General features: G+C 67.8%; 27 protein-coding genes. 11 read left to right on the forward strand and 16 right to left on the reverse strand.

Features of this window, described 5'->3' with window-relative positions; translation table 11 throughout:
* Positions 1 to 7 precede the first annotated feature (7 nt).
* From cheD to fliE, 16 genes are all read right to left on the reverse strand, one after another.
* A complete protein-coding gene (gene cheD, locus AB4Z46_RS14270) occupies positions 8 to 670 on the reverse strand; it encodes a chemoreceptor glutamine deamidase CheD (protein WP_442284193.1) in 663 nt (220 codons plus the stop codon).
* 46 nt (positions 671 to 716) lie between these two features.
* On the reverse strand, positions 717 to 1,586 hold the full coding sequence (locus tag AB4Z46_RS14275; protein ID WP_442284154.1) for a CheR family methyltransferase: 870 nt from the start codon (positions 1,584 to 1,586) through the stop codon (positions 717 to 719).
* 63 nt (positions 1,587 to 1,649) lie between these two features.
* A complete protein-coding gene (locus tag AB4Z46_RS14280; protein ID WP_442284155.1) occupies positions 1,650 to 2,999 on the reverse strand; it encodes an EAL and HDOD domain-containing protein in 1,350 nt (449 codons plus the stop codon).
* 75 nt (positions 3,000 to 3,074) lie between these two features.
* Positions 3,075 to 5,120: a chemotaxis protein CheA gene (gene cheA, locus AB4Z46_RS14285; protein ID WP_442284156.1), complete on the reverse strand. Its 2,046-nt coding sequence runs from the start codon at positions 5,118 to 5,120 to the stop codon at positions 3,075 to 3,077.
* A 54-nt stretch (positions 5,121 to 5,174) separates the two neighbouring features.
* On the reverse strand, positions 5,175 to 6,101 hold the full coding sequence (gene motB / locus AB4Z46_RS14290; RefSeq protein ID WP_442284157.1) for a flagellar motor protein MotB: 927 nt from the start codon (positions 6,099 to 6,101) through the stop codon (positions 5,175 to 5,177).
* A gap of 18 nt (positions 6,102 to 6,119) precedes the next feature.
* Entirely contained in the window at positions 6,120 to 6,980 is an 861-nt protein-coding gene (motA, locus tag AB4Z46_RS14295) for a flagellar motor stator protein MotA (RefSeq protein WP_442284158.1), read from the reverse strand.
* A 68-nt stretch (positions 6,981 to 7,048) separates the two neighbouring features.
* Entirely contained in the window at positions 7,049 to 7,657 is a 609-nt protein-coding gene (gene flhC / locus AB4Z46_RS14300) for a flagellar transcriptional regulator FlhC (protein ID WP_442284159.1), read from the reverse strand.
* Positions 7,654 to 8,001 carry a flagellar transcriptional regulator FlhD gene (flhD, locus tag AB4Z46_RS14305; RefSeq protein WP_442284194.1) on the reverse strand — a complete coding sequence of 116 codons (348 nt, stop codon included), beginning with the start codon at positions 7,999 to 8,001 and terminating at the stop codon, positions 7,654 to 7,656. Before flhD ends, flhC begins: the two co-directional genes overlap by 4 nt.
* A gap of 333 nt (positions 8,002 to 8,334) precedes the next feature.
* Entirely contained in the window at positions 8,335 to 8,613 is a 279-nt protein-coding gene (locus AB4Z46_RS14310; protein WP_442284195.1) for an EscU/YscU/HrcU family type III secretion system export apparatus switch protein, read from the reverse strand.
* Positions 8,614 to 8,621: 8 nt separating this feature from the next.
* The gene (fliK, locus tag AB4Z46_RS14315; protein ID WP_442284160.1) at positions 8,622 to 9,926 is read right to left on the reverse strand and encodes a flagellar hook-length control protein FliK; all 1,305 of its coding nucleotides are present in this window, start codon (positions 9,924 to 9,926) and stop codon (positions 8,622 to 8,624) included.
* A 17-nt stretch (positions 9,927 to 9,943) separates the two neighbouring features.
* Positions 9,944 to 10,276 (reverse strand): flagellar protein FliT, encoded by a 333-nt coding sequence (locus tag AB4Z46_RS14320; RefSeq protein ID WP_442284161.1) that lies wholly within the window; start codon positions 10,274 to 10,276, stop codon positions 9,944 to 9,946.
* Positions 10,277 to 10,305: 29 nt separating this feature from the next.
* The gene (gene fliS / locus AB4Z46_RS14325; protein WP_442284162.1) at positions 10,306 to 10,728 is read right to left on the reverse strand and encodes a flagellar export chaperone FliS; all 423 of its coding nucleotides are present in this window, start codon (positions 10,726 to 10,728) and stop codon (positions 10,306 to 10,308) included.
* A 22-nt stretch (positions 10,729 to 10,750) separates the two neighbouring features.
* Entirely contained in the window at positions 10,751 to 12,202 is a 1,452-nt protein-coding gene (gene fliD, locus AB4Z46_RS14330; RefSeq protein ID WP_442284163.1) for a flagellar filament capping protein FliD, read from the reverse strand.
* A 44-nt stretch (positions 12,203 to 12,246) separates the two neighbouring features.
* Positions 12,247 to 12,606, reverse strand: coding sequence for a flagellar protein FlaG (locus tag AB4Z46_RS14335; RefSeq protein ID WP_442284164.1), 360 nt, complete (start codon positions 12,604 to 12,606; stop codon positions 12,247 to 12,249).
* A 152-nt stretch (positions 12,607 to 12,758) separates the two neighbouring features.
* Complete coding sequence (locus tag AB4Z46_RS14340; protein WP_442284165.1) at positions 12,759 to 14,414, reverse strand: FliC/FljB family flagellin; 1,656 nt, start codon at positions 14,412 to 14,414, stop codon at positions 12,759 to 12,761.
* Between the two features lie 169 nt (positions 14,415 to 14,583).
* Positions 14,584 to 14,901: a flagellar hook-basal body complex protein FliE gene (gene fliE / locus AB4Z46_RS14345; protein WP_442284166.1), complete on the reverse strand. Its 318-nt coding sequence runs from the start codon at positions 14,899 to 14,901 to the stop codon at positions 14,584 to 14,586.
* A gap of 90 nt (positions 14,902 to 14,991) precedes the next feature.
* On the opposite strand from fliE, the gene AB4Z46_RS14350 reads away from it, so the two are divergent.
* The 11 genes from AB4Z46_RS14350 to fliO all read left to right on the forward strand — a co-directional run bounded on the left by AB4Z46_RS14350 (position 14,992) and on the right by fliO (position 24,588).
* Positions 14,992 to 15,192 (forward strand): hypothetical protein, encoded by a 201-nt coding sequence (locus tag AB4Z46_RS14350; RefSeq protein ID WP_442284167.1) that lies wholly within the window; start codon positions 14,992 to 14,994, stop codon positions 15,190 to 15,192.
* Positions 15,189 to 16,937: a flagellar basal-body MS-ring/collar protein FliF gene (gene fliF, locus AB4Z46_RS14355; protein WP_442284168.1), complete on the forward strand. Its 1,749-nt coding sequence runs from the start codon at positions 15,189 to 15,191 to the stop codon at positions 16,935 to 16,937. Before AB4Z46_RS14350 ends, fliF begins: the two co-directional genes overlap by 4 nt.
* Positions 16,927 to 17,925 (forward strand): flagellar motor switch protein FliG, encoded by a 999-nt coding sequence (fliG, locus tag AB4Z46_RS14360; protein WP_442284169.1) that lies wholly within the window; start codon positions 16,927 to 16,929, stop codon positions 17,923 to 17,925. Before fliF ends, fliG begins: the two co-directional genes overlap by 11 nt.
* On the forward strand, positions 17,912 to 18,715 hold the full coding sequence (fliH, locus tag AB4Z46_RS14365; RefSeq protein WP_442284170.1) for a flagellar assembly protein FliH: 804 nt from the start codon (positions 17,912 to 17,914) through the stop codon (positions 18,713 to 18,715). Before fliG ends, fliH begins: the two co-directional genes overlap by 14 nt.
* Positions 18,716 to 18,864: 149 nt before the next feature.
* Positions 18,865 to 20,289, forward strand: a complete 1,425-nt coding sequence (fliI, locus tag AB4Z46_RS14370) for a flagellar protein export ATPase FliI (RefSeq protein WP_442284171.1) — start codon at positions 18,865 to 18,867, stop codon at positions 20,287 to 20,289.
* A gap of 17 nt (positions 20,290 to 20,306) precedes the next feature.
* Positions 20,307 to 20,762 (forward strand): flagellar export protein FliJ, encoded by a 456-nt coding sequence (gene fliJ, locus AB4Z46_RS14375; RefSeq protein ID WP_442284172.1) that lies wholly within the window; start codon positions 20,307 to 20,309, stop codon positions 20,760 to 20,762.
* Positions 20,763 to 20,782: 20 nt separating this feature from the next.
* Entirely contained in the window at positions 20,783 to 22,144 is a 1,362-nt protein-coding gene (locus tag AB4Z46_RS14380; protein WP_442284173.1) for a flagellar hook-length control protein FliK, read from the forward strand.
* A gap of 104 nt (positions 22,145 to 22,248) precedes the next feature.
* A complete protein-coding gene (locus AB4Z46_RS14385) occupies positions 22,249 to 22,734 on the forward strand; it encodes a flagellar basal body-associated FliL family protein (protein WP_442284174.1) in 486 nt (161 codons plus the stop codon).
* A gap of 21 nt (positions 22,735 to 22,755) precedes the next feature.
* Entirely contained in the window at positions 22,756 to 23,757 is a 1,002-nt protein-coding gene (fliM, locus tag AB4Z46_RS14390) for a flagellar motor switch protein FliM (RefSeq protein WP_442284175.1), read from the forward strand.
* On the forward strand, positions 23,750 to 24,184 hold the full coding sequence (gene fliN, locus AB4Z46_RS14395; RefSeq protein WP_442284176.1) for a flagellar motor switch protein FliN: 435 nt from the start codon (positions 23,750 to 23,752) through the stop codon (positions 24,182 to 24,184). The genes fliM and fliN overlap by 8 nt, the downstream gene beginning before the upstream one ends.
* Positions 24,181 to 24,588: a flagellar biosynthetic protein FliO gene (fliO, locus tag AB4Z46_RS14400; RefSeq protein WP_442284177.1), complete on the forward strand. Its 408-nt coding sequence runs from the start codon at positions 24,181 to 24,183 to the stop codon at positions 24,586 to 24,588. The genes fliN and fliO overlap by 4 nt, the downstream gene beginning before the upstream one ends.
* Positions 24,589 to 24,595: the final 7 nt, after the last annotated feature.

Below are 24,595 nucleotides of genomic sequence, written 5' to 3' on the forward strand. Positions count from 1 at the left end.
TTTGCGCTCACCAGAATCCTTTGGTTCGTGCCACCGGCGTCGTCTCGCCGCCGGCGCAGTTGAATTTGCGCAGCTCGATCGGCGGGCGCTGGACGGACAGCTTGCGCAGCAGTTCGCCCTCCTCGCGCTGGATCGCCTGCACGTCGTTCTGAGCCCGCAGCTTGCGCACCACGGCCTTGCCGCTCGCCGGCATGAAGCACACGCGTCGCGCGTGCTGGCCGCGCAGGTCTTGCGCGGCGACGCTGATGCGCTCGGTCTGGAGGTAGCGCAGGACGAAGTCCGCGTTGCGGTCGCCGATGTTGAGGGTGGTCATGTTCGCCAGTACCGCGGCGCCGCCGAACACCTTGGCCTGCAGCCGCTCGCGCCGCGCGCCGGAGCGGATCAACTCGCGGATCAGCACGTCCATCGCGTAGGCGCCGTAGCGCATCGACTCGACGGCGTCGCGCGAGACCGCGTCGCCCTCCTCCGGCAGCATGAAGTGGTTCATGCCCGCGACGCCGTTGTCGATGTCGAGAATGCAGGCCGCAACGCAGGAGCCCAGCACCGTGGTCAGCACCGTGTCGGTGGTGGTCACGAAGTATTCCGACGGCAGCAGCTTGACCGCCATGCTGCCGACATCGCGGTCGAAGTAGTGGTGGTTCGCCAGCGACCCCGGCACCCCGGCGCTCATGCTCGCCCCCACGCTCGGCAGGTCCTGGGCCGGCTCCGCACTGCGCTCATGCAACGCCCGCCTTGGCCTTCACCCGCGCCAGCTCGTACACCGTGTGGCCGAGCGACTTGAAGCTCTGGTTGACCAGCGAGGCGTTCTCCGAATGGCCGGCGAACAGGAGGCCGTTGGTCTTCAGCAGCGGCGCGAAGCGGTCGAGCACCTTCTTCTGCGTCGGCTTGTCGAAATAGATCATCACGTTGCGGCAGAAGATCGCATCCACCGGCTCCTTCACCGACCACGAAGGATCGAGCAGGTTCAGGCGCGAGAACTTCACCAGTTGCGCGACCTCGGGCCGGATGCGGACCTTGCCGGCATTGGAGCCGGTGCCCTTGCTGAAGAAGCGGCGCAGCCGCTCGGGCGACAGCCGACTCACCTGCTCGGCCGTGAAGACGCCGGCCTGGGCCTTGGCCAGCACCGCGGTGTCGATGTCGGTCGAGATCACCCGCGCCGCGTTGGCCTTGTCGCCGAGCGCCTCGATCAGCGTGATCGCGATCGAGTAGGGCTCCTCGCCGGTCGAGGCCGCCGAACACCAGATCGTGACCGGGTCCCTGGCCTTGCGCACGTGCTCGGCCAGCACCGGGAAGTGATGGGCCTCGCGGAAGAAGGAGGTCAGGTTGGTGGTCAGCGAGTTGATGAAGGACTGCCATTCGTCGCCGTCCTGGCGCGACTCCAGCAACTCGAGGTAGGAAGAGAACTCCGGCAGCCGCAGCTCGCGCAGTCGACGCGACAGGCGGCTGTAGACCATCTGCCGCTTCTGCTCGCCCAGCGCGATGCCGGCCCGCCTGTGAATCAGCGTTCGGACCTTGGAGAAGTCGCTGTCGGTAAATAGGAATTCGGTGTTCACGGCCGGCGTCGGTGCATGCGCTTCAATGTACATAGCGAGCCTCTTTTCCAATGGTTCGATCAAGGGGACAAATACCTTGCAGCTCGCGTGACAGGCTCATCCTGTCGCCTCGTGCGCGTTCACCTCTTGCGACCAGACCATCGCCGCGAGGTGCGCCGCATTGACCTGGCTGGAGCTCACGAAGAGCGCCTCCGACAGCCGCGCCGCCTGGGCGCCGTCACCCTCGCAGGCTTCGGCCAGCGCGAGGAAGGGTGCATAGACGCCCTTGCGCTCCAGAATCGCCTGCTGGACCGACTCCGCGAGCTGTACCCGCGCGAGCACCTGCTCCATGGAGATCCCGAGCAGCTGGTCGATCAGCGAGAACATGCCGACCACGAACAGGTTGTCGGCCTCGCCGGCCGGCAGCATCCGCTGGCCCATCAGCTCGACGAAGCGCCCGCGCGTGATCGCCTTCTTGGTCATGAAGGGCGAGCTCGACTTGTTGCTCGTCGCCAGCAGCAGCGACAGCCAGCGGAACAGCGGCGCGTAGCCGAGCATCGCCACCGCATGGCGCAGCGAATGGATCTCGACGCCGGCGCCGATGGCGGGGGAATTGATGTGGCGCAGCAGCCTGTAGGTCAGCGCGGCGTCGCGCTTGAGCGCCGATTCGATCGCGCGCAGGTTCTCGTTGCGCTGGATCTTGTGCATCAGGCGCACGATCAGCATCGACTCGGGCTGCAGGGCGTCGCCGCCTTCCTTCACCAGCGGGTGCGTCAGCGAGCCGTCGACGAGCACGTCCACGCGGCGCTCGGCGCAGGACTCGGCCTGCTGCCAGTTGTCGATGCGCGTGGCGATCAGTTGCAGCGGCGCGCGTCCCGGCGGCTCGTCGCAGCGCATGCGCGCCACCCGGTCCGGATCACCGTCGCCGACGTCGACGTGGGTGATGATTTCGCAGAGCTCGGGGTCGCTCGGGAGCGCGTCGGCGTCGCGCAGCATGAAACCGAAGCCCTGCTCGCGCAGGAACAGAAGCATCGAACGCGTGTCGGCGTCCATCAGGTCGCCGACCCCCATGCACAGGATCACGTTTTCAGGCGGCAGCGACTGGAGCTCGGCCAGGAACAGGGCATCGACCGTGACATCGAGGAAGATCACGAGGCGGCCGAGGCGCCAGCCGGTGCGCGTCGGGTTGAGATGCTTGCAGATGTTGTCGAGCAGCGCCTTGAACTGGCTCGACGCGTCCGGCGTCGCCTCGGCGCCGGGTGCCGGCAGCCAGGCCATGCGATAGCCCTTGACCCGCTTCTGCGCGTCCAGCTGCAGGGCGTAGCGCACATAGCCGCTGGCCTCGCTCGGCTCCAGCGGATCTTCCTCCTGTTCACCGGCATCGCGCGCGGCGGCGAAGCTGTCGGCGGCGCCCTCGCCGGTCGCGGCCGGGCCCGAGCCCGGTAGTTTGAAGAAATCAAAGTGCATTGCAAATGTCTCCGTCTGAAGCTTGTGTCAAGCATCCCCGTCTGCGGGATGTCCGGGGCATTGCATGGAAAAGCGTCAGGCCGCGATCGCCTGCGGCCTGGCGGCGCCGGCCAGCGCGGCGGCGCTCGCGGCCTGCGCGCGCTGGATACGCGGCATGGCGCCGACGTCGATGATGAAAGCCACGCTGCCGTCGCCCAGGATCGTCGCGGCCGAGATGCCCGGCACCTTGCGGTAGTTGGTCTCGAGGTTCTTCACCACCACCTGGTGCTGTCCGAGGAGTTCGTCGACCAGCAACGCGAAGCGCGCGTCGTCGGCCTGCACGATCACCAGGATGCCCTGGGTCGGGTTCACCTGCGCGCCCGCGACGTCGAAGACGCGGTGCAGCTCGATCAGCGGCAGGTACTCGCCGCGCACCTTGATGACGTGGCCCTCGCTGGTGATCGAATGCAGGTGATCGGCGAGCGGCTGCAGCGACTCGATCACGTAGCTCAGCGGCAGGATGTAGGCCTCGGCCCCGACCTTGACCGACATCCCGTTGAGGATCGCCAGCGTCAGCGGCAGCACGATGCGGGTGGTGGTGCCGTGGCCGCCGCGCGACTGGATCTCCACGTGGCCGCCCATCTCCTGGATGTTGCGCTTCACCACGTCCATGCCGACGCCGCGGCCCGAGATGTCGGTCACCTGCTCGGCAGTCGAGAAGCCGGGCGCGAAGATCAGCTGCCAGACTTCCTCGTCGGGCATGGTCTCGCTCACGGCCAGGCCCTGCTGCATGGCCTTGGCCAGGATCTTCTCGCGGTTCAGGCCGGCGCCGTCGTCGCTGACCTCGATCACGATGTTGCCGCCGTGGTGCTGCGCCGACAGCAGCAGCTGGCCGGTGGCGTCCTTGCCCTTGGCGAGGCGGATGTCGGGCGTCTCGATGCCGTGGTCGAGGCTGTTGCGCACCAGGTGCGTGAGCGGATCGACGATGCGCTCGATCAGCCCCTTGTCGAGCTCGGTCTCCTTGCCGTAGGTGTCGAGGCGAACCTGCTTGCCCAGCTTGGCGCTGACGTCGCGGATCACGCGCGGGAAGCGGCTGAAGACGTAGTCCATCGGCATCATGCGGATCGACATCACGGACTCCTGCATGTCGCGCGCGTTGCGCTCCAGATGGCCGAGGCCGCTCAGGAAGCGCTCGTAGACCACCGGGTCGAGCATGGTCGCAGCCTGTGTGAGCATCGACTGCGTGATGACCAGTTCGCCCACCAGATTGATGAGCTGGTCGACCTTCTCGACATCGACGCGGATCGAGCTCGACTCCTTGGCGGCGGCGGGCGAGGCGGCGGCCTGCGCCTTGGCGCCGGGCTCGGCGCTGGGCGGCACGGGCGCGGGCACGGGTGCCGCTGGCGCGGCCTGCACTTGCGCCTGTGCGGCCGGCTCCTCGACCGGCTCCTCGGCCGCTTCGCGCGAGATGTCGATCTGCGATTCGTCGATCACGAAGCAGCAGACGGCGACGATGTCCTCCGGGTTGCAGGTGGTCTCCAGCATCACGGTCAACTGGTCGTTGCTGCGCGTGCGCGAGACCAGCCGGCCGAGGTTGGCCAACTCGTCGGCGAGCAGATCGCATTCGCTGTCCGACAGCCGGGCGAAGCGGATGCGCAGCGCACCGGACGCCAAAGGCGCCGCGGCGGCCACGGGTGCCGGTGCGGCCGACACCGCGGGCGGCGCGGCGGGCGTGGGTGCAGGCGCGCCACCGGCGCCGTTCTCCATCGCCAGTTGCTGGAGCACGGCGCAGATGTGCGCGACGCGGGCGGCTTCAGGCTCTTTGTTCGCCTGGTAGGCAGTGACTTGTTCTTGCAAGGCGTCCTTCGTTTCCAAAAAGGCATCGATCATCGGACCGCTCAGGCGCAACTGGCCATGGCGTGCCCGGTCCAAAAGTGTCTCGAGCAGGTGCGTCGTCTCGGTCAGCGCGGTGAAGCCGAACGTGGCGGCGCCGCCCTTGATCGAGTGCGCCGCCCGGAAGATCGCGTTGAGCTGCTCGCTGTCCGGCGACTCGACGTCGAGTTCGAGCAGCAATTGCTCCATCTGTGCCAGAAGCTCGATCGCTTCGACAAAGAATGCTTGGGAAAACTGGCTGAGGTCCATCTGTTTGCTCCGATCCCGGCCCCGAAGGGCCGTGTGCTGGGTCTGTCGTCTCTGTTACTGCGTCGGGGCCTGGGGCTTGAAGGCGGCCGGCTTCAGGTCGTCGCTGCTGCCCGGTGCGACGGCCCGCGCCGCGCTCACCCGCGCGGCCGCGCCGTCGCCGCTGTTCTCGCGCTCGATCCGATCCTGCGTCTGGCGATTGAGCAGGATGATGCTGATGCGCCGATTGATCGGATTGCGCGGCTCCGCGTTGTCCAGGTGCATGCTGTCGGACAGGCCCACCACGCGCAGCACCTTGGTCTCGGTCATGCCGCCGATCACCAGCTCACGCCGCGAGGCGTTGGCGCGATCGGCCGACAGCTCCCAGTTGCCGTAGGCCTTGTCGCCGTTGGTGTAGACGAAGGCATCGGTGTGGCCTGACAGCGTGATCTTGTTGGGCAGCTCGTTGAGCTTGGGACCGAGCTCGCGCAGGATGGCGCGCATGTGCGGCACCACGCGGGCACTGGCGAGATCGAACATCGGCCGGTTCTCGCTGTCGACGAGCTGCAGGCGCAGGCCCTCGGTCGTGATGTCGATCAGGATCTGCGAGCGGAACTGCTTGAAGACCGGGCTGTTCTCGATCAGCGCATCGAGCCGCTTCTTCATCTCGGCCAGGCGCGCCGCGTCGGCCTCCTCCTCGCTCTGGCTGACCTGCTGGACCTCGCCCACGGTCTGGATCGGGTCGGCGCCGCCGCCCGGGATCATGCTGGTGCTCAGGCTGCTTTTCTCGCCGCCGCTGATCGCGACCTTGAGCGGCATGCGGAAATGCTCGGCGATGCCTTCGCGCTGCTTCGGCGTCGAGATGGACAAGAGCCACATCACGAGGAAGAACGCCATCATGGCGGTCATGAAGTCGGCGTAGGCGATCTTCCAGCCGCCGCCATGATGGCCGCCGCCGCCCGCGACCACCCGCTTGATGACGATGTGCTTCTTTTCTGCGCTCATGTCCGCGCTCCGTGCCGGTCAGCGTGCCTTGACTTCCCGAACATGGTCATCCAGTTCGGTGAAGGAGGGGCGCTCGGTCGAGAACAGCACCTTGCGGCCGAACTCCACTGCGAGCTGCGGCGCATAGCCGTTGAGGCTGGCGAGCAGGGTGACCTTGGCGCACTGGTAGACCTTCATGGCCTCTTCGACCTTCTGGCCGATCAGCGATGCCAGCGGCGACACGAAGCCGTAGGCGAGCAGCACGCCCAGGAAGGTGCCGACCATCGCGTGCGCAATCAGCGCGCCCATCTCCGAGGGCGGCAGATTGGCGGAAGCCAGCGCGTGGACCACGCCCATCACGGCCGCCACGATGCCCAGTGCGGGCAAGGCATCGGCGACGCCGGCCAGGCTGTGCTGGGGCACCTCGGCCTCGTGGCGGATGGTCTCGATCTCGTGGTCCATCAGGGCCTCGATCTCGAACGGGTCGGTGTTGCCGCTGATGACCAGGCGCAGGTAGTCGCAGAGGAACTCCATCAGTTCGCTGTCGGCAACGATGACCGGGTAGCGCCCGAAGATCTCGCTCTCGCCCGGGTTCTCGACGTCGGACTCCAGCTTCATCATGCCGTCCTTGCGCGCCTTGGCGAGCAACTCGTACAGCAGCGCCAGCAGGTCCATGTAGAGCTGCCGGTTGTGCTTGGACGAACGCAGCAGCAGCGGCAGCTCCTTCATCGTCGCCTTGATGGTCTTGCCGTTGTTGCCGGCGATGAAGGCGCCCAGCGCGGAGCCGCCGATCATCAGCAACTCGACGGGCTGGAACAGGACGCCGAAATGCCCGCCCATCAGGGCATAGCCGCCGAAAACGGCCCCTATCACTACCAGGTATCCAACCAGCACGAGCACGCGCGTCCCCTTTTGCCCGCAGGCGTCAAATCAAGAAAAACTCTGAAATCAATGAAAAATTACCGTTTTCAATGAACTCCGTTCGCGCTCAGTGCGGAATGCGCGGCGAGAATCGAAGGCTGCGATGACGGCAGGCTCTCAACCGGTTCCTCGACGCGCTTCGGACCGCGCGCCTTGCCGGCCCGCGAAGGTGGACGGCACAGCACGCACACATAGCCGTGCTTGTGGTCGTGCGCATGGGCAACGAAATGCCCGCCGCAACGGCTGCAGGTGCTCAATTGCAGCATGTCGCTGTCGAAAAACCGGACCATCGTGTAGGCACGCGTGAAATCCAGGACGATTTCCCCGCCGTGGGCCTCGATCTGCTCCGAATAAAGACGGTAGCTCTTGATCAGCGCCTGCAATTCGCCTTCCTGGGCCTCGTGCAGCATGAAGCGGTACATGTTGTAGAACATCGACGAATGGATGTTGGCCAGCCAGGTCATGTACCAGTCGGTCGAAAAAGGCAACAGGCCCTTGGGCGGCGAAACGCCTTTCAGTTCCTTGTAAAGGCGGATCAGCCGCTCGCGGCTCAATCCGACTTCCGCCTCGAGAAATTGGAGACGGGCGCCGAGCTCGATCAATTCAACCGCCAATTGAACCTGCCGGACCTCGCCGAGAACGCTTTTCGCAGTCATACCACGGCATCCGCTTCGCGTGTCTGGAGCTGGCGCGCCGCCATCAGGATCGACATGTGAGCCTGCTGCAGCGAGGTGTCCTTGCCTTCGCCGAAGACCGCGAACATCGGGTGGTCATCGAGGCGAAAACTGCAGAGCAGAAAATTCGATGTCGCCAATTTGACAATCTGCGTCAAAGACATGTTGGCCAGCAAGTCGGCCAATTCACGTCCGACGCCGAGGCGGTACATGGCCGCCGCGCGATCCTGTTTGGCAAGCTTTTGAGCGAGCAGCATATAGGCCAGGTTAATGTCGCCAATCTCTTTCGAGATGTCGCCATTATTGCCGCCGCCATCGATATCCATTTCCACTCTGAACTCCATTCAAAATCTAGTCTGCAGTCTATACACAATTTTTAACAACTTTGTCGGTGCACCCGCGGCCGTTGCGGAAAGTGAGACTTATCTGACACGCCGTTGGAATCGACTCACAATCCGGACTGTTCTTCCAATGGAAAGTAGTCCAAACTGTTTACGTTCGAAATAGGCGCTTCCGTTCAATTGATACACTAATTAGTATTAAAAATCGGACTGCACTACAAAGTATTAATATCAACAAAAATCTATTAACTCAATGAACATTCATTGAAACTGAAACAAAAAGTATCATTTCATTATTCAGAAATATTTCAGGATCTTTCATGACGGGCTGGCCTGCACCTCGGCGCGGCTTTCGAGCCCGTGGATCCAGGCCATCACCTCGGCCACCGCGAGATAGAGCTGCGGCGGAATCTGCTGGTCGAGATTGACCTGCATCAGCAGCTTGACCAAGCCGGACGAGGCGTGGACGTAGAGCCCGTTCTGCCTCGCCTCGCGCATGATCGACTCGGCCACCACGCCGTAGCCCTTGGCCACCACCACGGGGGCCCGGGTCTTGTCGGCGTAAGACAGCGCCACCGCGACGGGCCGATCGTCCATCGGCGTGCTCACGATGCGCCCTCCGGCCGCTCGGTCGATGGCGGCGCCATCGGCGCCACCTGCAGGTCCTGCACGCGCAGGCCGGCGGCTTCCAGCCGCTGCACCAGCGCGCCGCCATCGGCGCGCAATGCCGTCACCGTGCTCGGCTCGCTGGCCGCCAACCGGGCTTGCAGCCCCGGGCCCGCAAGACTCAGGCGGAGGTCCACCTCGCCCAGTCGCGGCAGTCGCATCGAGACCGTGGTCGACCAGCGCTGCGCGCCGTCGTCGGCGACCGCTTCGCCCGAGGGTTCGGCGGCTTCCTTCTCGACCGACCAGTTCATCGCCACGCCCGGCCAGGCCTCGCCGTTCCAGCGGAAGACCGCCGTCGCCAGCAGGTCGAGCTGTTGATGCACCAGACTCACGGCCTGCGGATGGATCACTTCGGCAGCCGGGACCACGGCTCTGGCCGCAGACGCGGCGGCGTGATGGACCGGGGCGGACTCTTCCAGTTGAGCGGACGCGGTCGCTTCCGGTGCCGGGCGCGCGGCCTCGCCGCGTCCGTAGGCGGCCTGCAGCCGTGCGGCATCAGCGGGCACGCCGGCATCGTCCTGCGGGGCGGCGCCATCCGCCGGCACGCCGGACTGGGCGGCCGGCAACGCGGCGCGCGACAAGGACGCGGTCTCGCCCTGCTCCGGATCGGCGGCGGGCGCCGCGGTCTCCGGCAGGGGCGGCGCCAGGGTGGCGGCCGCGGGGGCCACCGGGAGCGTTGCGACGGGCAACGGGACGGCCGCGGGGATCACCGGGAGCACCGTGGCGGCCGCCGGTTCGGCCGCTCTTTGCGCGGCCAGCGGTGTCGCCCAGCGCGCCTGGGGCTCCTCCATCAATTGCGCCAGCGTGCGGGTGCCGGATGCGAAATCGACCAGATGCGATTCGTAGAACAAGCCGCTGCGGGCCACGGTCTGCGACAGCGCACTGGCCAGCACGGGGGCCGACGGCACCTGCCGCGAGGGCCAGGCGGGCGCCGTGCCGCGCACCGGGCCGGCATCCGTTTCGAGATCGGCCAGCACCGCGCTGATGACGCGCGCCGCCACCGACAGCTCGGCCTCGGGCGGCTGCTGCGCCGCGGCGGCGGACGGCAGGCTCGGCGAACCACCGGGAAGCACGCGATCGAGTGCGGCCTTCGAGGGCAGGCGCACGTCGTTCTCGACCTTCAGCACCTGCGGCACCGCGCCGGGCGCGCCGATCTGGGCTTCGGCCTTGATCGCGAGGACGTCGAGCCGCGGCGAAGCCCTGACGGCCAGCAGCGCATCGATCAGTCCGGTGAGTCCACTCATGGCCAGCTCTCGCCCGCTCAGTGCGGCGGCCCGTAGGCCTTGCCCAGGCTGCGCTGCTGCTGCAGGTAGCTCATGCGGGCGATCAACTGCTCGATCTGCGGCTTGACCAGCCCGCAGACCTCGTCCTGGTCGGCGCGGATCTGATCGATCAGGCGACACGCCTGCTCGAACTGGCTGGGGTCCAGCACCTCCAGCGGAGCCAGTGCCTTCAGGCGCTCCACGAGCGCGGCGCACTGTTCCTCGAGTGCGGGAAGCAGGCCCCATTCCCTGGCCCGGGCCAGTTCCGCCATGCGTGCAACGCCCGAGGCGAGCTGCCCGTAGCAATGCACGACTTCACTCCTGGCTGCCATTTTGTCCCCTGTGGTTCTCATCGGGCGCATCAGGTGCGCGCCGGGCCGGCGTCGATCTCGCGCCAGGCCGATGCAATGTTTTCAAGAAGGCCATCGGCTTCGTCGAGCGCCTGCACATCGTTGCGCAGGTTGGCGTAGAGGAGCCTCTGGATGATGTAGCCGTAGAGCGCCGACAGGTTGGCCACCAGGGCCTCGCCTTCCGGGCCCGCGGTCTTGGCGTCGAGCACGGCCTTGAGGCCGTTGTCGACGATGTCGATCGCCTTCGAGATCGCCTGGCCCCTGGCCCCGATGTCGCCGACCGACAGGTGATGGCGGGCCATGCCGATGGACGACTTGGCGCCATCGAACAGCATGCAGATCAGCTGGTGCGGCGAGGCGCTCATGACGCCGGTATCGACGCCGATGCGCGCGTAGGCGCCGGCGCCGGTCCTGAAGCTGTGAGGTGTGTACATCGGCGGCTCTCTCTTGGCTGGATTACTTGCCCTTGCCGGCGTTCATCGCATCGAACTGCTTGGTGAGGTAGCTCAAGGTGGTGTTCATGCTGCTCATCAGCACGTCGAGCTGGTTGAACTGCTTGCGGTAAAGATCCACCTTGGTATCCACCCGCGTCTGCATCGCGTCGTACTGCTTGTCGAGTTCCTTGATCGTCGAGGTCACGCCGTCGGTGGCGACCTTCAGCGAACCGCCGGTGCGGTTGAGGTCTTCCACCAGCGCGTCCAGCTGCTTGCCGTAGCCCGCCGTGCTGCCGGTTGCGCTGGCGAAGAGTTTCGAGACGCCCGCCAGGTTGGCGTCGAGCGCCTTGTCGAGCTTGACCGAGTCCACCGCCAGCGTCCCGTCCTTCTGGAAGCCGACGCCGATCTCCGTCAGCACCTTCATCTCGTTCGGGCCGCCGATCTGCGGCGTCGTGAGCGCCTGCCGGATGCGGGTCTGGAGGTTGCGCAGGGTCGAGTCGCCCATCAGCGCGGCACCGGTCTTGGTGTCGGCGTCATAGGCGGTGAGCGAGCTCGCCGTGCTCTGCAGGCTGTTGTAGGCCTTGACGAAGTCGTTGATCGCGGTCTTCACCGAGGCCGTGTTGGCCTTCATCGAGAGGCCGGTCGTTCCCGCCCCCACCAGCGTGAGCGTGGTGCCCTGGATCGCGTCCTTGACCGTGTTGCCGGCGCTCGTGATGGCGATGCCGTTGACCGTGAGCTTGGCGTTCTGCCCCGCGACCGTCTGCTGCAGGTTCTGCGTGCCGGCCGGGTCGTTGTTCAGCAGGTTCTGCAGCGCGGCGTCGCCGTCGACCGAGATCCGCATGCTCGAGGTCTCGCCGGTCTGCGTGGAGACCAGCACCAGGCGATTGGGCGTGCCGCTGCCGTCGTTGACGATGCTGGCCGTGACGCCGGCATCGGCCGCGTTGATCGCATCGCGGATGCCGCCCAGCGTATTGTTGGTGGCGTCGATGGTGATCGGCTTGGCGACGCGCGAGGCGTCCGGGGTGAACCCGGCGCCGCTGTACTTGCCGGTCGCGGCGTCCAGCGTGCCGCCGGTGATGGTGCCGAAGTCGATCGTGATCTTGCCGCTGCCGATCGCGGTGGTCGTGCTCGCTTGGCCCGCCGTGATCGCCGACTGCGCCTGCGCCAACTGCGAGACCGTGATGTTGTAGCTGCCGGCCGAGCTGGAATCGGTGGACGAAGCCGAGAGGATGCCGCTCACGCTGGGCGTGCCCGTGACGGTCTGGAACAGCGCCGGGTCGGACAGCTTCTTGGCGGCGCTCTGCAACACGCCGAGCGCGCTTTGCAGCGAGCCATAGGCCGACAGCTTGCTGGTGTAGCTCTTCGCCTTGGCGCTCAGGGCCACCAGCGGCTGGCTTTCGGCCGTCTGGAGTTGCTTGAGCAGGTCGCCCAGGTTGAGGTTGGAGCCGACGCCCAGGCTGCTGATCGTTGCCATGTGAATGAATTCCTAGTTGATGAATGAAGAGGCGGGGGCGGCCTTCAGGCCTGCTGGCTCACCAGCAGGCCGGTCGATCGACCCATCACCTTGGCGAAACGAACCACCTCCTCGTTCGGGATCTGGCGAATCACTTCGCCGCTCGTCCGGTCGACCACCTTGACGATGACCTTGTCGGTGTCCCGGTCGACCTCGAACTGCAGGCTGATGGAGCGGACCGCGAACGACGCGTTGACTTCCTGCACCGCCGCCTCGACCTGCGCAGGCGTCGCCTCTTCGACCGGATCCGACACGGCGGCCGCGCTGGCGAATGCCTTCGCGATCGCGGCGCCGCCGGTGCGACCGGCGAGCAGTTGCGTCCATGGGCTTTCCATCGCGAGGGCGGCAGGCACGGGGTTCGACATGTTTTCCACCTTGGTTCTTCTTGACTTCGTTGTCCTCTGCGGCCTCGCCGTCGGCATGGCCGCAGAGGACAACGCAGGCCGCGAGGCCTGCGGGCGCCAGGGCCTTCCCTTGCGGGAGGGACCCGGCGTTCCTTTTCCTTTCTGCTAGTCGATCAACGCAGGAGGGAGAGCACGCCTTGCGTGGTCTGGTTGGCCTGCGACAGCACCGAGGTACCGGCTTGCTGCAGGATCTGGGCGCGCGTCATGTTCGACACTTCCACCGCGTAGTCCGCGTCTTCGATGCGCGAGCGCGACGACGACAGGTTGGTGATGGTGGTGCCGAGGTTGGCGATCGTCGAGCCGAAACGGTTTTGCACCGCACCGAGGTTGCCGCGCAGGCTGTCGACCTTGGCCAGGGCCGCGTCGATGGCAGCCAGCGGGTCGACAGTCTTGCTGCCCTTGCTGGTCGTATCCGTGGTCAGCTTGCCGGCCGAGTTGACATAGGCGGTGGCGCCAACGGCAGCCGCGTACTTGCCGGTGCCGGTCGTCGAGGCCACGGTCACTTCACCGTTGACTGCGTTGACTGCGTAGGTCGTGGTGTAGGCGCCGCCAGCGATCTTGGTCAGCTCCTTGTCGTTATCCATCCAGGTGTTGTTGGAAATGCCACCGACTGCGGCGAAGCCAACCGACGATGCGAAGATGCCCGAGCCGAGATTGACCGTCGCCGCGGGGGCAGCGTCGATCGCGGCCGTGACCTGGTCCTTGGTCGCCGTCTTGGTGTAGGTGAAGCCAGAGCCGGCAGCGGCGCCGAAGTTGTAGGTCGTGCCGTTCAGCTTGATGCTCGAAGCGCCGGCGGTGGTGTCAGCGCTGCCGAACAGCGTCGCGGCCGTGGCGGCCGGAGGAGCACCGACGTTGTTGGTCGTCAGGTTGCCGGCGGAGATGTAGGCCGCCTGGCCGCCGATCGTGATCGCGCCCGTGCTGTCGACTTCGAAATCGGTGGAACCGGACGCGCCGGTGAACGTGCCCGAGAACTTGTTGCCGGCGGTCGGCAGCAACGTGGCGGCGAAGGCCGTCGTCGGAGCACCGGTCAAGACCGTCATCGTGGTCGTGAAGTTCCCTGCCGCTTCGTCGAACTTGTAGGTCGTGGCACCCACCACGGCCGTGTTGCCGTCCTTCATGGCGTCGACGGCTTGAGCCGAAGTCACCGCGGCGAAGCTGGTCGTGACCACGTTCGCAACCGCGCCCGCCTTGGCGAGGTCGTTGACGTTGGCCTTGGCGTTGGCGGAAACGCCCTTGCCGTTGATGTTGAAGCCATCGAGGCCCAGGGTCTTCGCGGTGATTTCCTTCAGGTCGATGTCGATGGTTTCGCCATCGTTGGCACCGACTTGAACCGTCAGCTTGCCGGCGTCGGCCGACAGGACCTTCACGCCGTTGAACTGGGTCTGTTCCGAGACGCGGTTGATTTCGTCGAGGCGTTGCTTGATTTCACCCTGGATCGAGTCGAGGTCGCCGGCCGAGTTGGTGCCCGTGGCAGCCTGCACCGACAGTTCGCGAACGCGCTGCAGGTTGTTGTTGACTTCGGTCAACGCGCCTTCAGTCGTTTGAGCGATCGAGATGCCGTCGTTGGCGTTGCGCGAGGCTTGCGTCAGGCCCTTGATGTTGGCGGTGAAGCGGTTGGCGATGGCCTGGCCGGCGGCGTCGTCCTTGGCGCTGTTGATGCGCATGCCGGAAGACAGGCGCTCGATCGCGGTGTTCAGCGACGTTTGCGACTTGTTGAGGTTGTTCTGCGTGAGCAGCGAGAGACTGTTGGTGTTGATGACTTGCGCCATGCTCGACTCCTAATTGACAAAGGTTGTGGACTTCCGGCCTCTGGCCGTAACGCTGGACCTGCTCTCGCCGTGAGACTCAGGCCACCGTTGGATCAGTTATCGGCAGGCCCCTGGAAACATTTAGGGCCCGGCGCAAAAAATCGCCGGCCCCGTCCACCACCCTCGCGGCTCAAGCCGGCAGGTTCATCACCTCTTGATACGCGCTCACGAGCCGATTGCGCACCTGCAACCCGGTCTGGAACGCCACGTTGGCCTTCTGCAGGTCGACCATGACGTCGTTCAGGGCGATGCCGGGCTTGCCGAGCTCGAAGGCCTCGGCCTGGCCGTAGGCCCGGGTCTGGGCGCCGCTGATGTTGTCCAGCGAGCGCTTGAGTTCGGCCGCGAAGCCACCGGTCTCGGTGGGCGCGGCGGCGGCGGGCGTGAACCCCGCCTGGAGCGAGGTGACCCGCATCTGCTGCAGGACGGATTCGATGGCGGCGATCGACATGAGGAACTCTTTCGTTTGTTGAACTTTGGTGTTGCTAAAGAAGCGCCCAGGCGCTCCGTCGTCCTTTCAGCGTAGCAAGGGAAGTCCCCCATGCAAGCCACCAACAGACGGCAAAAACCCCCGCTGTTCGGTCCATCGAATTTGTTACGACTGCTCACAATCAACCGCGAAACGACAAGCCCGCTGACGACTTCTACGGCCTCCGGCATGACCTCTGAACAACAAACTTCCTACTTCCGCCTGACGACGCACCTTCCCGGCGCACCGGCCATGGCGAGGATCCCCGCATGAGTTCGACGGCACCCGCGAGCGCTGCGCCCGCAGCCCCCTCGCTCCCCTCGCTCCCTCCGATGCTCGAGCGCCTGCGCGCCCAGCCGAAGCTGCCGATGATCATCGGCGCGGCTGCGCTGGTGACCGCCGCGGCGGCCTTCACTCTCTGGAACCGCGGCCCCGACTACAAGGTGCTCTACACCAACGTGTCGGACCGCGACGGCGGCGCGATCATCGCGTCGCTGCAGCAGATGAACGTGCCCTACAAGTTCGCCGAGGGCGGCGGCGCGATCCTGATCGCCGGCGACAAGGTGCCCGAGGTGCGGCTCAAGCTCGCGGCCCAGGGCCTGCCCAAGGCCGGCGGCGTCGGCTTCGAACTGATGGACAACCAGAAGTTCGGCACCAGCCAGTTCGCCGAGCAGGTGAACTACCAGCGCGCGCTCGAAGGCGAGCTGGCGCGCTCGATCGAATCGGTCGGCACGGTGGAGTCGGCGCGGGTCCACCTGGCGCTGCCGAAGCCGTCGCTCTTCGTGCGCGAGCAGAAGAAGCCCTCGGCCTCGGTGGTGCTGACGCTGCAGCGCGGCCGCAGCATCGACGAGGGCCAGGTCAGCGCCATCGTCCACATGATCTCCAGCAGCGTGCCGGAGCTCGACCCCAAGAGCGTCACGGTGGTCGACCAGCGCGGCAACCTCCTCTCGGCGGCCAACAGCGGCGCCCGCGGACTGGACGTGAGCCAGCTCAAGTATGTGCAGGAGATCGAGCAGGGCTACATCCGCCGCATCGAAGCGATCCTGCAGCCGATCGTCGGCGCCAACAACGTGCGCGCGCAGGTGGCGGCCGACGTCGACTTCTCGGTCATGGAGCACACGGACGAGAAGTACCGCCCCAACCAGGAGCCCGGCAAGGCCGCGATGCGCAGCCAGCAGTCGAGCGAGTCGCTGCAGCAGGGCGGCGTGCCGCCCGGCGGCGTTCCCGGCGCCCTGTCGAACCAGCCGCCGGTCAACCCGAGCGCGCCGATCACGACCGCGCCCAAGCCCGGAACCCCTGGCGCTCCGACCGCCCCCGGCGCGGCGAACGGCGCCCCCGCATCGGTCGCGACCGCCGCGGTGGCCACCGGCCCCGCCAGCTCGCGCAAGGACGTCACGACCAACTACGAGCTCGACCGCTCGATCCGCCATGTGCAGCAAGGCGCCGGCGGCATCAAGCGGCTGTCGGTGGCGGTGGTCGTCAACTACAAGGACGCGACCGACGCCGCCGGCAAGACCAGCCCGCGCGCGCTCACGCCGGTCGAGATCGAACAGATCCGGAACCTGGCCCGCGAGGCCATGGGCTTCAGCCAGGACCGCGGCGATTCGCTCAACGTGGTCAACAGCGCCTTCGCGGACGACAACCGCGAGCCGGCCACGGCGGACGTCCCGTTCTGGCGCGACCGCGAGAACCTCGATCTCGGCAAGTCCATCGGGCTGTACCTCCTGCTGGCCTTCCTTGCGACGTTCGCCTGGTTCGCGGTGCTGCGGCCGCTGCTGCGCAAGCACCTGGCGCCGCCGCCGGCCCCGGTCCCGCCCGTGGCGAGCGCGCCGGACGAAGCCGCCGTCGAGGAGCCGACGCTGCCACAGGAGCCGACGATCTCCGCCGAAGAGAGCCTGCGCCAACGCGAGGCCGCCCGCCAGAAGGCGGATATGGAATACGCCCATCAACTCGCCGACCAGGATCCCAAGCTGGTGGCCACGCTGATTCAGCACTGGATGAACGCCCATGATCAGTGAAATCGGAACCCGCAAGAGCGCCATCCTGCTGATGGCGCTCGGTGAAGACCGCGCCGCCGCGGCGCTGGCCCACCTCGCCACCAGCGAGGTGCAGACCCTGGGCCTCGCGATGGCGAAGCTCGCCGCGGTCTCCAAGGACGAGCTGAACTCGGTGCTGTCCGAGTTCCGCGAGGAGACCGAGCAGCTGTCGGCGCTGCACCTGGGCTCGAGCAGCTACATCCGCGCGGTGCTCAAGAAGGCACTGGGCGACGACCGCGCCAGCAACCTGCTGGAGGACATCCTGCAGGCCGACGAGCCGCACAGCGGCATCGAGCGCCTGAACCAGCTCGAGGCCAGCGAGGTGGCCGAGCTGATCCGCGACGAGCACCCGCAGATCCTGGCGACCGTGCTGATCCACCTGGACCGCATGAAGGCCTCGGAAGTGCTCGAGAAGCTGCCGGCCCGCCTGCGCCACGACGTCATCATGCGCGTGGCCACCTTCGGCGGCGTGCAACCCTCGGCGCTCATGGAACTGACCGACGTGCTGACCGAGATGCTGTCGGGCCAGGGCCTGAAGCGCAGCCGCCTGGGCGGCGTGCGCACCGCGGCCGAGATCGTCAACCTGATGGCGAGCGCGCAGGAAGAGGAAGCCATCGCCCATGTGCGCGAGCACGACGAGGCGCTGGCGCAGCGGATCATCGACGAGATGTTCGTGTTCGAGAACCTGCTGAGCCTGGAAGACCGCAGCATCCAGCGCCTGCTGAAGGACATCGAGTCCGACTCGCTGATCATCGCGCTCAAGGGCGCGCCGCAGGAACTGCGCGACAAGTTCCTGACCAACATGTCGACCCGTGCCGCCGAGACGCTGCGCGAGGACATGGAACTGCGCGGACCGGTGCGCGTGTCGCAGGTCGAGACCGAGCAGAAGTCCATCCTGCAGGTCGCCCGCCGCCTGGCCGAAGCCGGCGAGATCGTGATTGCCGCGCCGGGTACCGATGACTTCGTCTGACCGCCCCTCCCCCTTCGGCTCGCGGGCCCGGCTGGCCGCGGCCTACCCGCTCGGCGCCGGCGCCACCGGCGCCGCGTCGACCCGACCGGCCCGGCCGCTGCTGTCCGCCTGGCAGCGCTGGGAGATGGACACGCTCGTCGAGCCCGCGGAGCCGGCCTCGGCGCCAGGTGCCCGCAAGAACATCCCCGCCCCGGAGGCGCCGCCCTCGATGGCGCTGCTGCATGCCGCCGAGCTGGCGGCACTGCGCCGCGAAGCGCGCAGCGCCGGCGAGGCCGAGGGCCGGCGTGAAGGCCGCGCACTGGGTCGCTCCGAAGGCCATGCCGAGGGCCGCACCGAAGGGCTGGCCGCCGGCCTGGCCGCCGCCAGCGCGCATGCCGAACAGCTGCGCGCCCTGGCCGCCAGCCTGCCGGCGGCGCTGCGCCGCGCCGAGACCGAGCTGGCCGACGCGGTGCTGACGCTGGCGCTCGACGTCGCGCGCCAGGTGGTGCATCGCACGCTGCGCGCCGAGCCCGAATGGGTGCTGCCGCTGGTGCAGGACCTGCTGCACACCGATCCCGCGCTGCAGGGCGAGCCGCGCCTGCTGCTGCATCCGGAGGACGTGGCGCTGGTGAAGAACAGCCTGGGCAACGAGCTGCAGGCCGCGGGCTGGCAGCTGCGCGCCGACGAGACGATGAGCCGCGGCAGCTGCCGCGTGCAGTCGGCCAGCGGCGAGCTGGACGCGAGCCTCGAAACGCGCTGGAAGAGCGTCACCGCCGTGCTCAACCGCGACATCGACGCCCAAGAGAGCTGAAATGAAACACCCCCGAAGCGCCTGCGGCGCCTCCCCCTCAAGGGGGCAACACCAGCGGCCCGGCAAAGCCGGTTCCGCGGTGTTCCTGGCCTTTGACTGCGCCGGTTTCATGCGTCGTGGGTCACTACATAGCGCGGAGGAAAACTGAGATGCCTGCACTCCTTCAAGACGCCACGGCCGCCAATCCCCACCTGCAGTCCTGGCTGGCCACGCTGGCCCAGGCCCGCAGCGACGTCAGCCGCTGCGCGATGACCACCCAGTCGGGCCGCCTGACCCGCGCGGTCGGCCTGGTGCTGGAGGCCGTCGGCCTGCAGTTGCCGGTCGGCAGCGACTGCCTGATCGAACTGCCCGCCGGCCATCCGCAGCGCCATGCCGAGGCCGAAGTGGTCGGCTTCGCGGGCGACCGGCTGTTCCTGATGCCGCAAAGCGAAGTGGCCGGCCTGGTGCCCGGCGCGCGCGTCTTCCCGCGCCCCGGCACCACCGGCTCCGCGCTCACGGGCGACGCCCACACCAAGCGGCTGCCGGTCGGCATCGGCATGCTGGGTCGCGTGGTCGACGCCGCCGGCCGCCCGCTCGACGGCCTCGGCCCGCTCGACGTCAGCCGCAAGGTGCCGCTGTCCTCGCCGCCGGTGAACCCGCTGTCGCGGGCGCCGATCGACTCGGTGCTCGACGTCGGCGTGCGTGCCATCAACGCCATGCTCACGGTCGGCCGCGGCCAGCGCATGGGCCTGTTCGCGGGCTCCGGCGTCGGCAAGAGCGTGCTGCTCGGCATGATGGCGCGCTACACCAGCGCCGAGGTGATCGTGGTCGGCCTGATCGGCGAGCGCGGCCGCGAAGTCAAGGATTTCATCGAGAACACGCTCGGCGAGGAAGGCCTGGCGCGCGCCGTGGTGGTCGCCGCGCCGGCCGACAACTCGCCGCTGCTGCGACTGCAGGGCGCGGCCTATGCGACCTGCCTGGCGGAGCACTTCCGCGACCTCGGCAAGGACGTGCTCCTGATCATGGATTCGCTGACCCGCTACGCGATGGCGCAGCGCGAGATCGCGCTGGCCGTGGGCGAGCCGCCGGCCACCAAGGGCTACCCGCCCTCGGTGTTCGCGAAGCTGCCGGCCCTGGTGGAGCGGGCCGGCAATGGCGCCCGCGATGCCGAAGGTCGCGGCGGCTCGATCACGGCGTTCTACACGGTGCTGTCCGAGGGCGACGACCAGCAGGATCCGATCGCCGACTCGGCCCGCGCCATCCTCGACGGTCACGTGGTGCTGTCGCGCACGCTGGCCGAGGCCGGCCACTACCCGGCGATCGACATCGAGGCCTCGATCAGCCGCGCCATGACCGCGCTGATCACGCCCGCGCAGTTCGACACCGTGCGCCGCTTCAAGCAGATGCTGTCGCGCTACCAGCGCAACCGCGACCTGATCAGCGTCGGCGCCTATGCGCCCGGCCACGACCTGCAGCTGGACCAGGCGATCGCGATGTACCCGCGCATCGAGGCCTTCCTGCAGCAGTCGATGGAAGAGCCCACCGACTACGCGGCGTCGATCGCCCGCATGAGCCAGCTGTTCGAATCCGCCTGAGCAAGCAAGGAACCCCCATGGCCCAGAGACTCCCGCTCGACACCCTGACCGACCTGGCGCGCACGCAGACCGACGATGCCGCGCGCCGCCTGGGCGCGCTGCAGACCGCGCAGCTCAGTGCCAACCAGAAGCTCGACCTGCTGCTGCAGTACCGCCAGGACTACTACGACCAGCTGCACGCGCTGATGAACAAGGGCCTGCCGACCGCGCAGTGGCGCAACTACCAGGCTTTCCTGGGCACGCTCGACGGCGCCATCGAGCAGCAGCGCGCGATCGTCGCCCAGGCGGCCAGCCGGCTGGACCACGGCCGCGTCGACTGGCAGCACCACAAGCGCCGCCTCAACTCCTTCGACACCCTGGCCGAGCGCGTGCGCCGCCAGGAGATGCTGGCGCAGGCCAAGCGCGAGCAGCGCGACAGCGACGAACGTTCGGCCCGCAAGTTCTTCGACCGCGCCGCCCACCCGACTCTTTGAAGTCCTTCCCGGATCCGCCCATGCCCACACCCATTTCGCCTTCCGTCAATCCCTCCGGCCAGCCGGTCTCGCAGGCCGGCACCCGCGGCCGCGGCGCCGAGCAGCCCGAAGGCCGCAGCTTCGGCGCGGTGCTGGACCGTTCGCGCGCTTCCAGCGGAGCGAAGACCTCCGCGTCTTCCGACGCCCCATCCGACACCGCGGCGGCGCGGCGCCCGAGCCGCGACGGCGAACGCAAGAGCGAACTCAGCGCCGCCGACGTGCTGGCCTTGCTGGCACCGCTCGCGGCACCGATCGCAGCGCCGATCGTCGCCACCGCGGCCGATGCCCGCGCGGGCGCGGACGCCGCGGCGTCCACCGCCAAGGGCGCGGCCATCGCCGGCGCCCTGCCGGACGGCGTCGCAGCGGACGCCTCCGCCAATGCGCTGCCGGCGGCCGACGCCGCGACCGCGCAGGCCGCCGGCACCGACGAGGCATCCCTGGCCGTGGCGCAGGATGCACCGGCGGCGGACGACGCTCCGGACACCCCGCACGCGGCCAAGCCGGCCGCCGCCATCGCTCCGGCCGGCAAGTCCGCCCTTGCGCAGCCTGCCGCCGAGACGGCCGCAGCCGCCGCGCCACAGGCCGCCGCCTCGCCGGCCTCCTCATCGGGCATGCCGCCGATTCCGGGCGCCAGAGCCACGGCACCGTCCGCCGGCCAAGCCGGGGCGGCCTCCGCTACGGCACCCACCGACACACCCAGGACCGCCGCGGTCCAGGCCGCCGCCGGTGCCACGACCTCGATCGCCGCCGGGGCCGCGCCCAAGAGCGCCGAGCCGCTCGACCCCGACACCGCATCGAGCCCGCAAGCGCTGCAGCCCCTCGCCTCGGCGATGCCGACGGCGTCCGACCGTGCCGCCGCGACCCGCAGCGCCACGCCGGTGCTGTCGGTCGCGCCGCCCGTGGGCAGCCACGAATGGGGCCCGGCGATCGGCCAGCAGATGATCCGCATGAGCGCCAGCGGCCACCAGACGGCCGAGCTGAACCTCAACCCGGCTGGGCTCGGCCCGCTCAAGGTGACGCTGACGATGGGCGACAACCAGGCCCAGGCGATGTTCGTCTCGGCCCACGAAGGCGTGCGCCGCGCGGTCGAAGCCGCCTTGCCGCAGCTGCGCACCACGCTCGCCGAGCAGGGCATCAGCCTGGGCCAGACCTCGGTCGGCGCGGACCCCCGCCAGCCCTCGCAGCAGGGCAGCTTCGCCGAGCAGAACCCGGGACGCTCCTCCGGCCAGTCCGACTATCCGGGCGCCGGCCGCGGCACCGACAACGCCGCGGCGCCGCAACGCGCCGCCTCCCGCCCCGATGCCGTGCGCGCAGCGAGCGCCGGCCTGGACACCTTCGCCTGAAGCGCGTCAATGAACGGATCTGAGGCGCTTTTCCACGCCTGATCGACCGTTCGCCAAGCCTTCAGTTCGCAAAGAATAGACCGAACAAGAAATCGAGCTTCACCATGGCCACCAACACTTCCGTCACTGCCGCCGCCCCTGCCGCCCCTCGCTCCTCGAAGCTGCTGATCGGCCTCCTGGTCGGGGTCAGCCTGCTGGCCGCCGGCGCGGCCGCCTATGTCTTCGTCGGCCCCAGGGCCATGCAGGCCGAAGCCGCCAAGCCGGCGCCCGAGAAACCGATCTTCGTCACGCTGGAGCCGCTGACCGTCAACCTCCAGGGCGGCGAAGGCCGCGGCAAGTTCCTGCACGTCGGCATCGCGCTGAAGGTGCGCGGCGAGCCGTCGAAGGCGCAGATCGTCGAATTCATGCCCGAGCTGCGCAGCCGGGCCCTCATGCTGCTGTCGAACCGGACCGCCGATTCGCTCGTTTCGCCCGAGGACAAGACCAAGCTGGCCGATGAAATCCGCGCCGAGCTCAACCGCCCGCTCAACGGCGAGTTGCCCGAGCAGGGCATCACCAGCGTCGCCTTCAACACCTTCGTGGTGCAGTGACCCCCACCAGGCAAGCCACCCATGGCCTATGAACAGGTCCTCTCGCAGGACGAGGTCGATGCACTGCTGCAAGGCGTCACCGGCGGCAGCGTCGACCAGACCGCATCCCCGGCTCCGCCGCCCGACGGCCTGCCGGCCTACGACCTCGGCGCGCCCGACCGCGTGGTGCGCAGCCGCATGCACACGCTGGAGGTCATCAATGACCGCTTCGCGCGCGGCCTGCGCAGCGCGCTGCTGAACTTCATGCGCCGCAGCCCCGACATCTCGGTCGGGCCGGTGCAGATCCAGCAGTACGCCGAGTTCGTGCGTCACCTGCCGGTGCCCGCGAACATCAACATGATGCACATGAAGCCGCTGCGGGGAACCGCGCTCTTCGTGTTCGATCCGAAGCTGGTCTTCCTGGTGGTCGACAACCTGTTCGGCAGCGACGGCCGCTACCACGTACGGGTCGAGGGCCGCGACTTCACGCGCACCGAGCAGCGCATCATCAAGCGCCTGCTCGACCTTTCTCTGCAATGCTACGGCGAGGCCTGGCAGCCGGTGTTCCCGCTGGCCTTCGACTACGTGCGCGCCGAGATGCACGGCAAGCTGGCCAACATCGTGGCACCCAACGAGGTGGTGATCAACACCACGCTGCAGATCGAGTTCGGCCCCATCGGCGGCTTCCTGCACGTGTGCATCCCCTACTCGATGATCGAGCCGATCCGCGACCTGCTGTCCAACCCGATCCAGGACGAGGTCGAGGTCGACAAGCGCTGGGTCAAGCAGATGTCCAAGCAGATGCAGGCGGCCGACGTCGAGCTCACCGCGGACTTCGTGAAGATGTCCTCGACCATCGGCGAGATTCTCAAGCTCCAGGTCGGCGACGTGCTGCCGATCGAACTGCCGACCACGGTCGTCGCCAAGGTCGATGGCGTGCCGGTGATGGAGTGCGGCTTCGGCACCTCGAACGAGCGCTACGCCCTGCGCGTGCAAAACATGATCACCCACCAAGACAGCGATGTGAAGAACGACCATGACTGACAACACCTCCTCCGCCAGCGACGCGGACGACTGGGCCAGCGCGCTGGCCGAGCAGACCGCCGCCGCCCCCGCAACGCCGGCCGCCGAGCCGGTGCCGGCCCCTGCCGCCGCCCAGGTCTTCCCGCAGATCCAGGAGCCGACCGCCGCCGCCGGCGTCTCGGCGGTGGACATCGCGCGCGTGATGGACGTGCCGGTGCAGCTCACCGCCGAGATCGGCCGCACCCGCATCACGATCAAGAGCCTGCTGCAACTCTCGCAAGGCTCGGTGGTCGAACTCGACGGCCTGGCCGGCCAGCCGCTCGACGTGCTCATCAACGGCTACCTGATCGCCCAGGGCGAAGTGGTGGTGGTCAACGACAAGTACGGCATCCGCCTGACCGACATCATCACGCCCTCCGAGCGGATGCAGAAGCTGGCGCGTTCATGAGCCTTCCGACCGTGCCCTCCCATGCGGTCGAAGTGGCGCCGGTGGTCGGCGCCTCGGGTCTGCTGCAGGCCGGCCTCGGCATGCTGATGGTGCTGGGGCTGATCTTCGCGTGCGCCTGGCTGGCGCGCCGCTTCGGCCTGCAGCGCTTCGGCGGCGGCGGCCAGGTGGTGAAGGTGGTCTCCAGCGCCAGCGTCGGCCAGCGCGAGCGCGTGGTGGTGGTCGAGGTCTCGGGCACCTGGCTGGTGCTGGGCGTCACTTCCAGCCAGATCCACACGCTGCACAGCCTGCCCGCGCAGTCGCTGCCGCAAGCCAGCGCCGCCGAGCCGGCGACGTTCAAGCCGATCGACCTGTTCGCGCAGAAGCTGCGCGAATCGCTCACCGGCAAGGCACGGGCGGCCTCGTGAGCCACGT

Source organism: Variovorax sp. M-6 (genome assembly GCF_052114385.1).
GTDB lineage: Bacteria > Pseudomonadota > Gammaproteobacteria > Burkholderiales > Burkholderiaceae_C > Variovorax.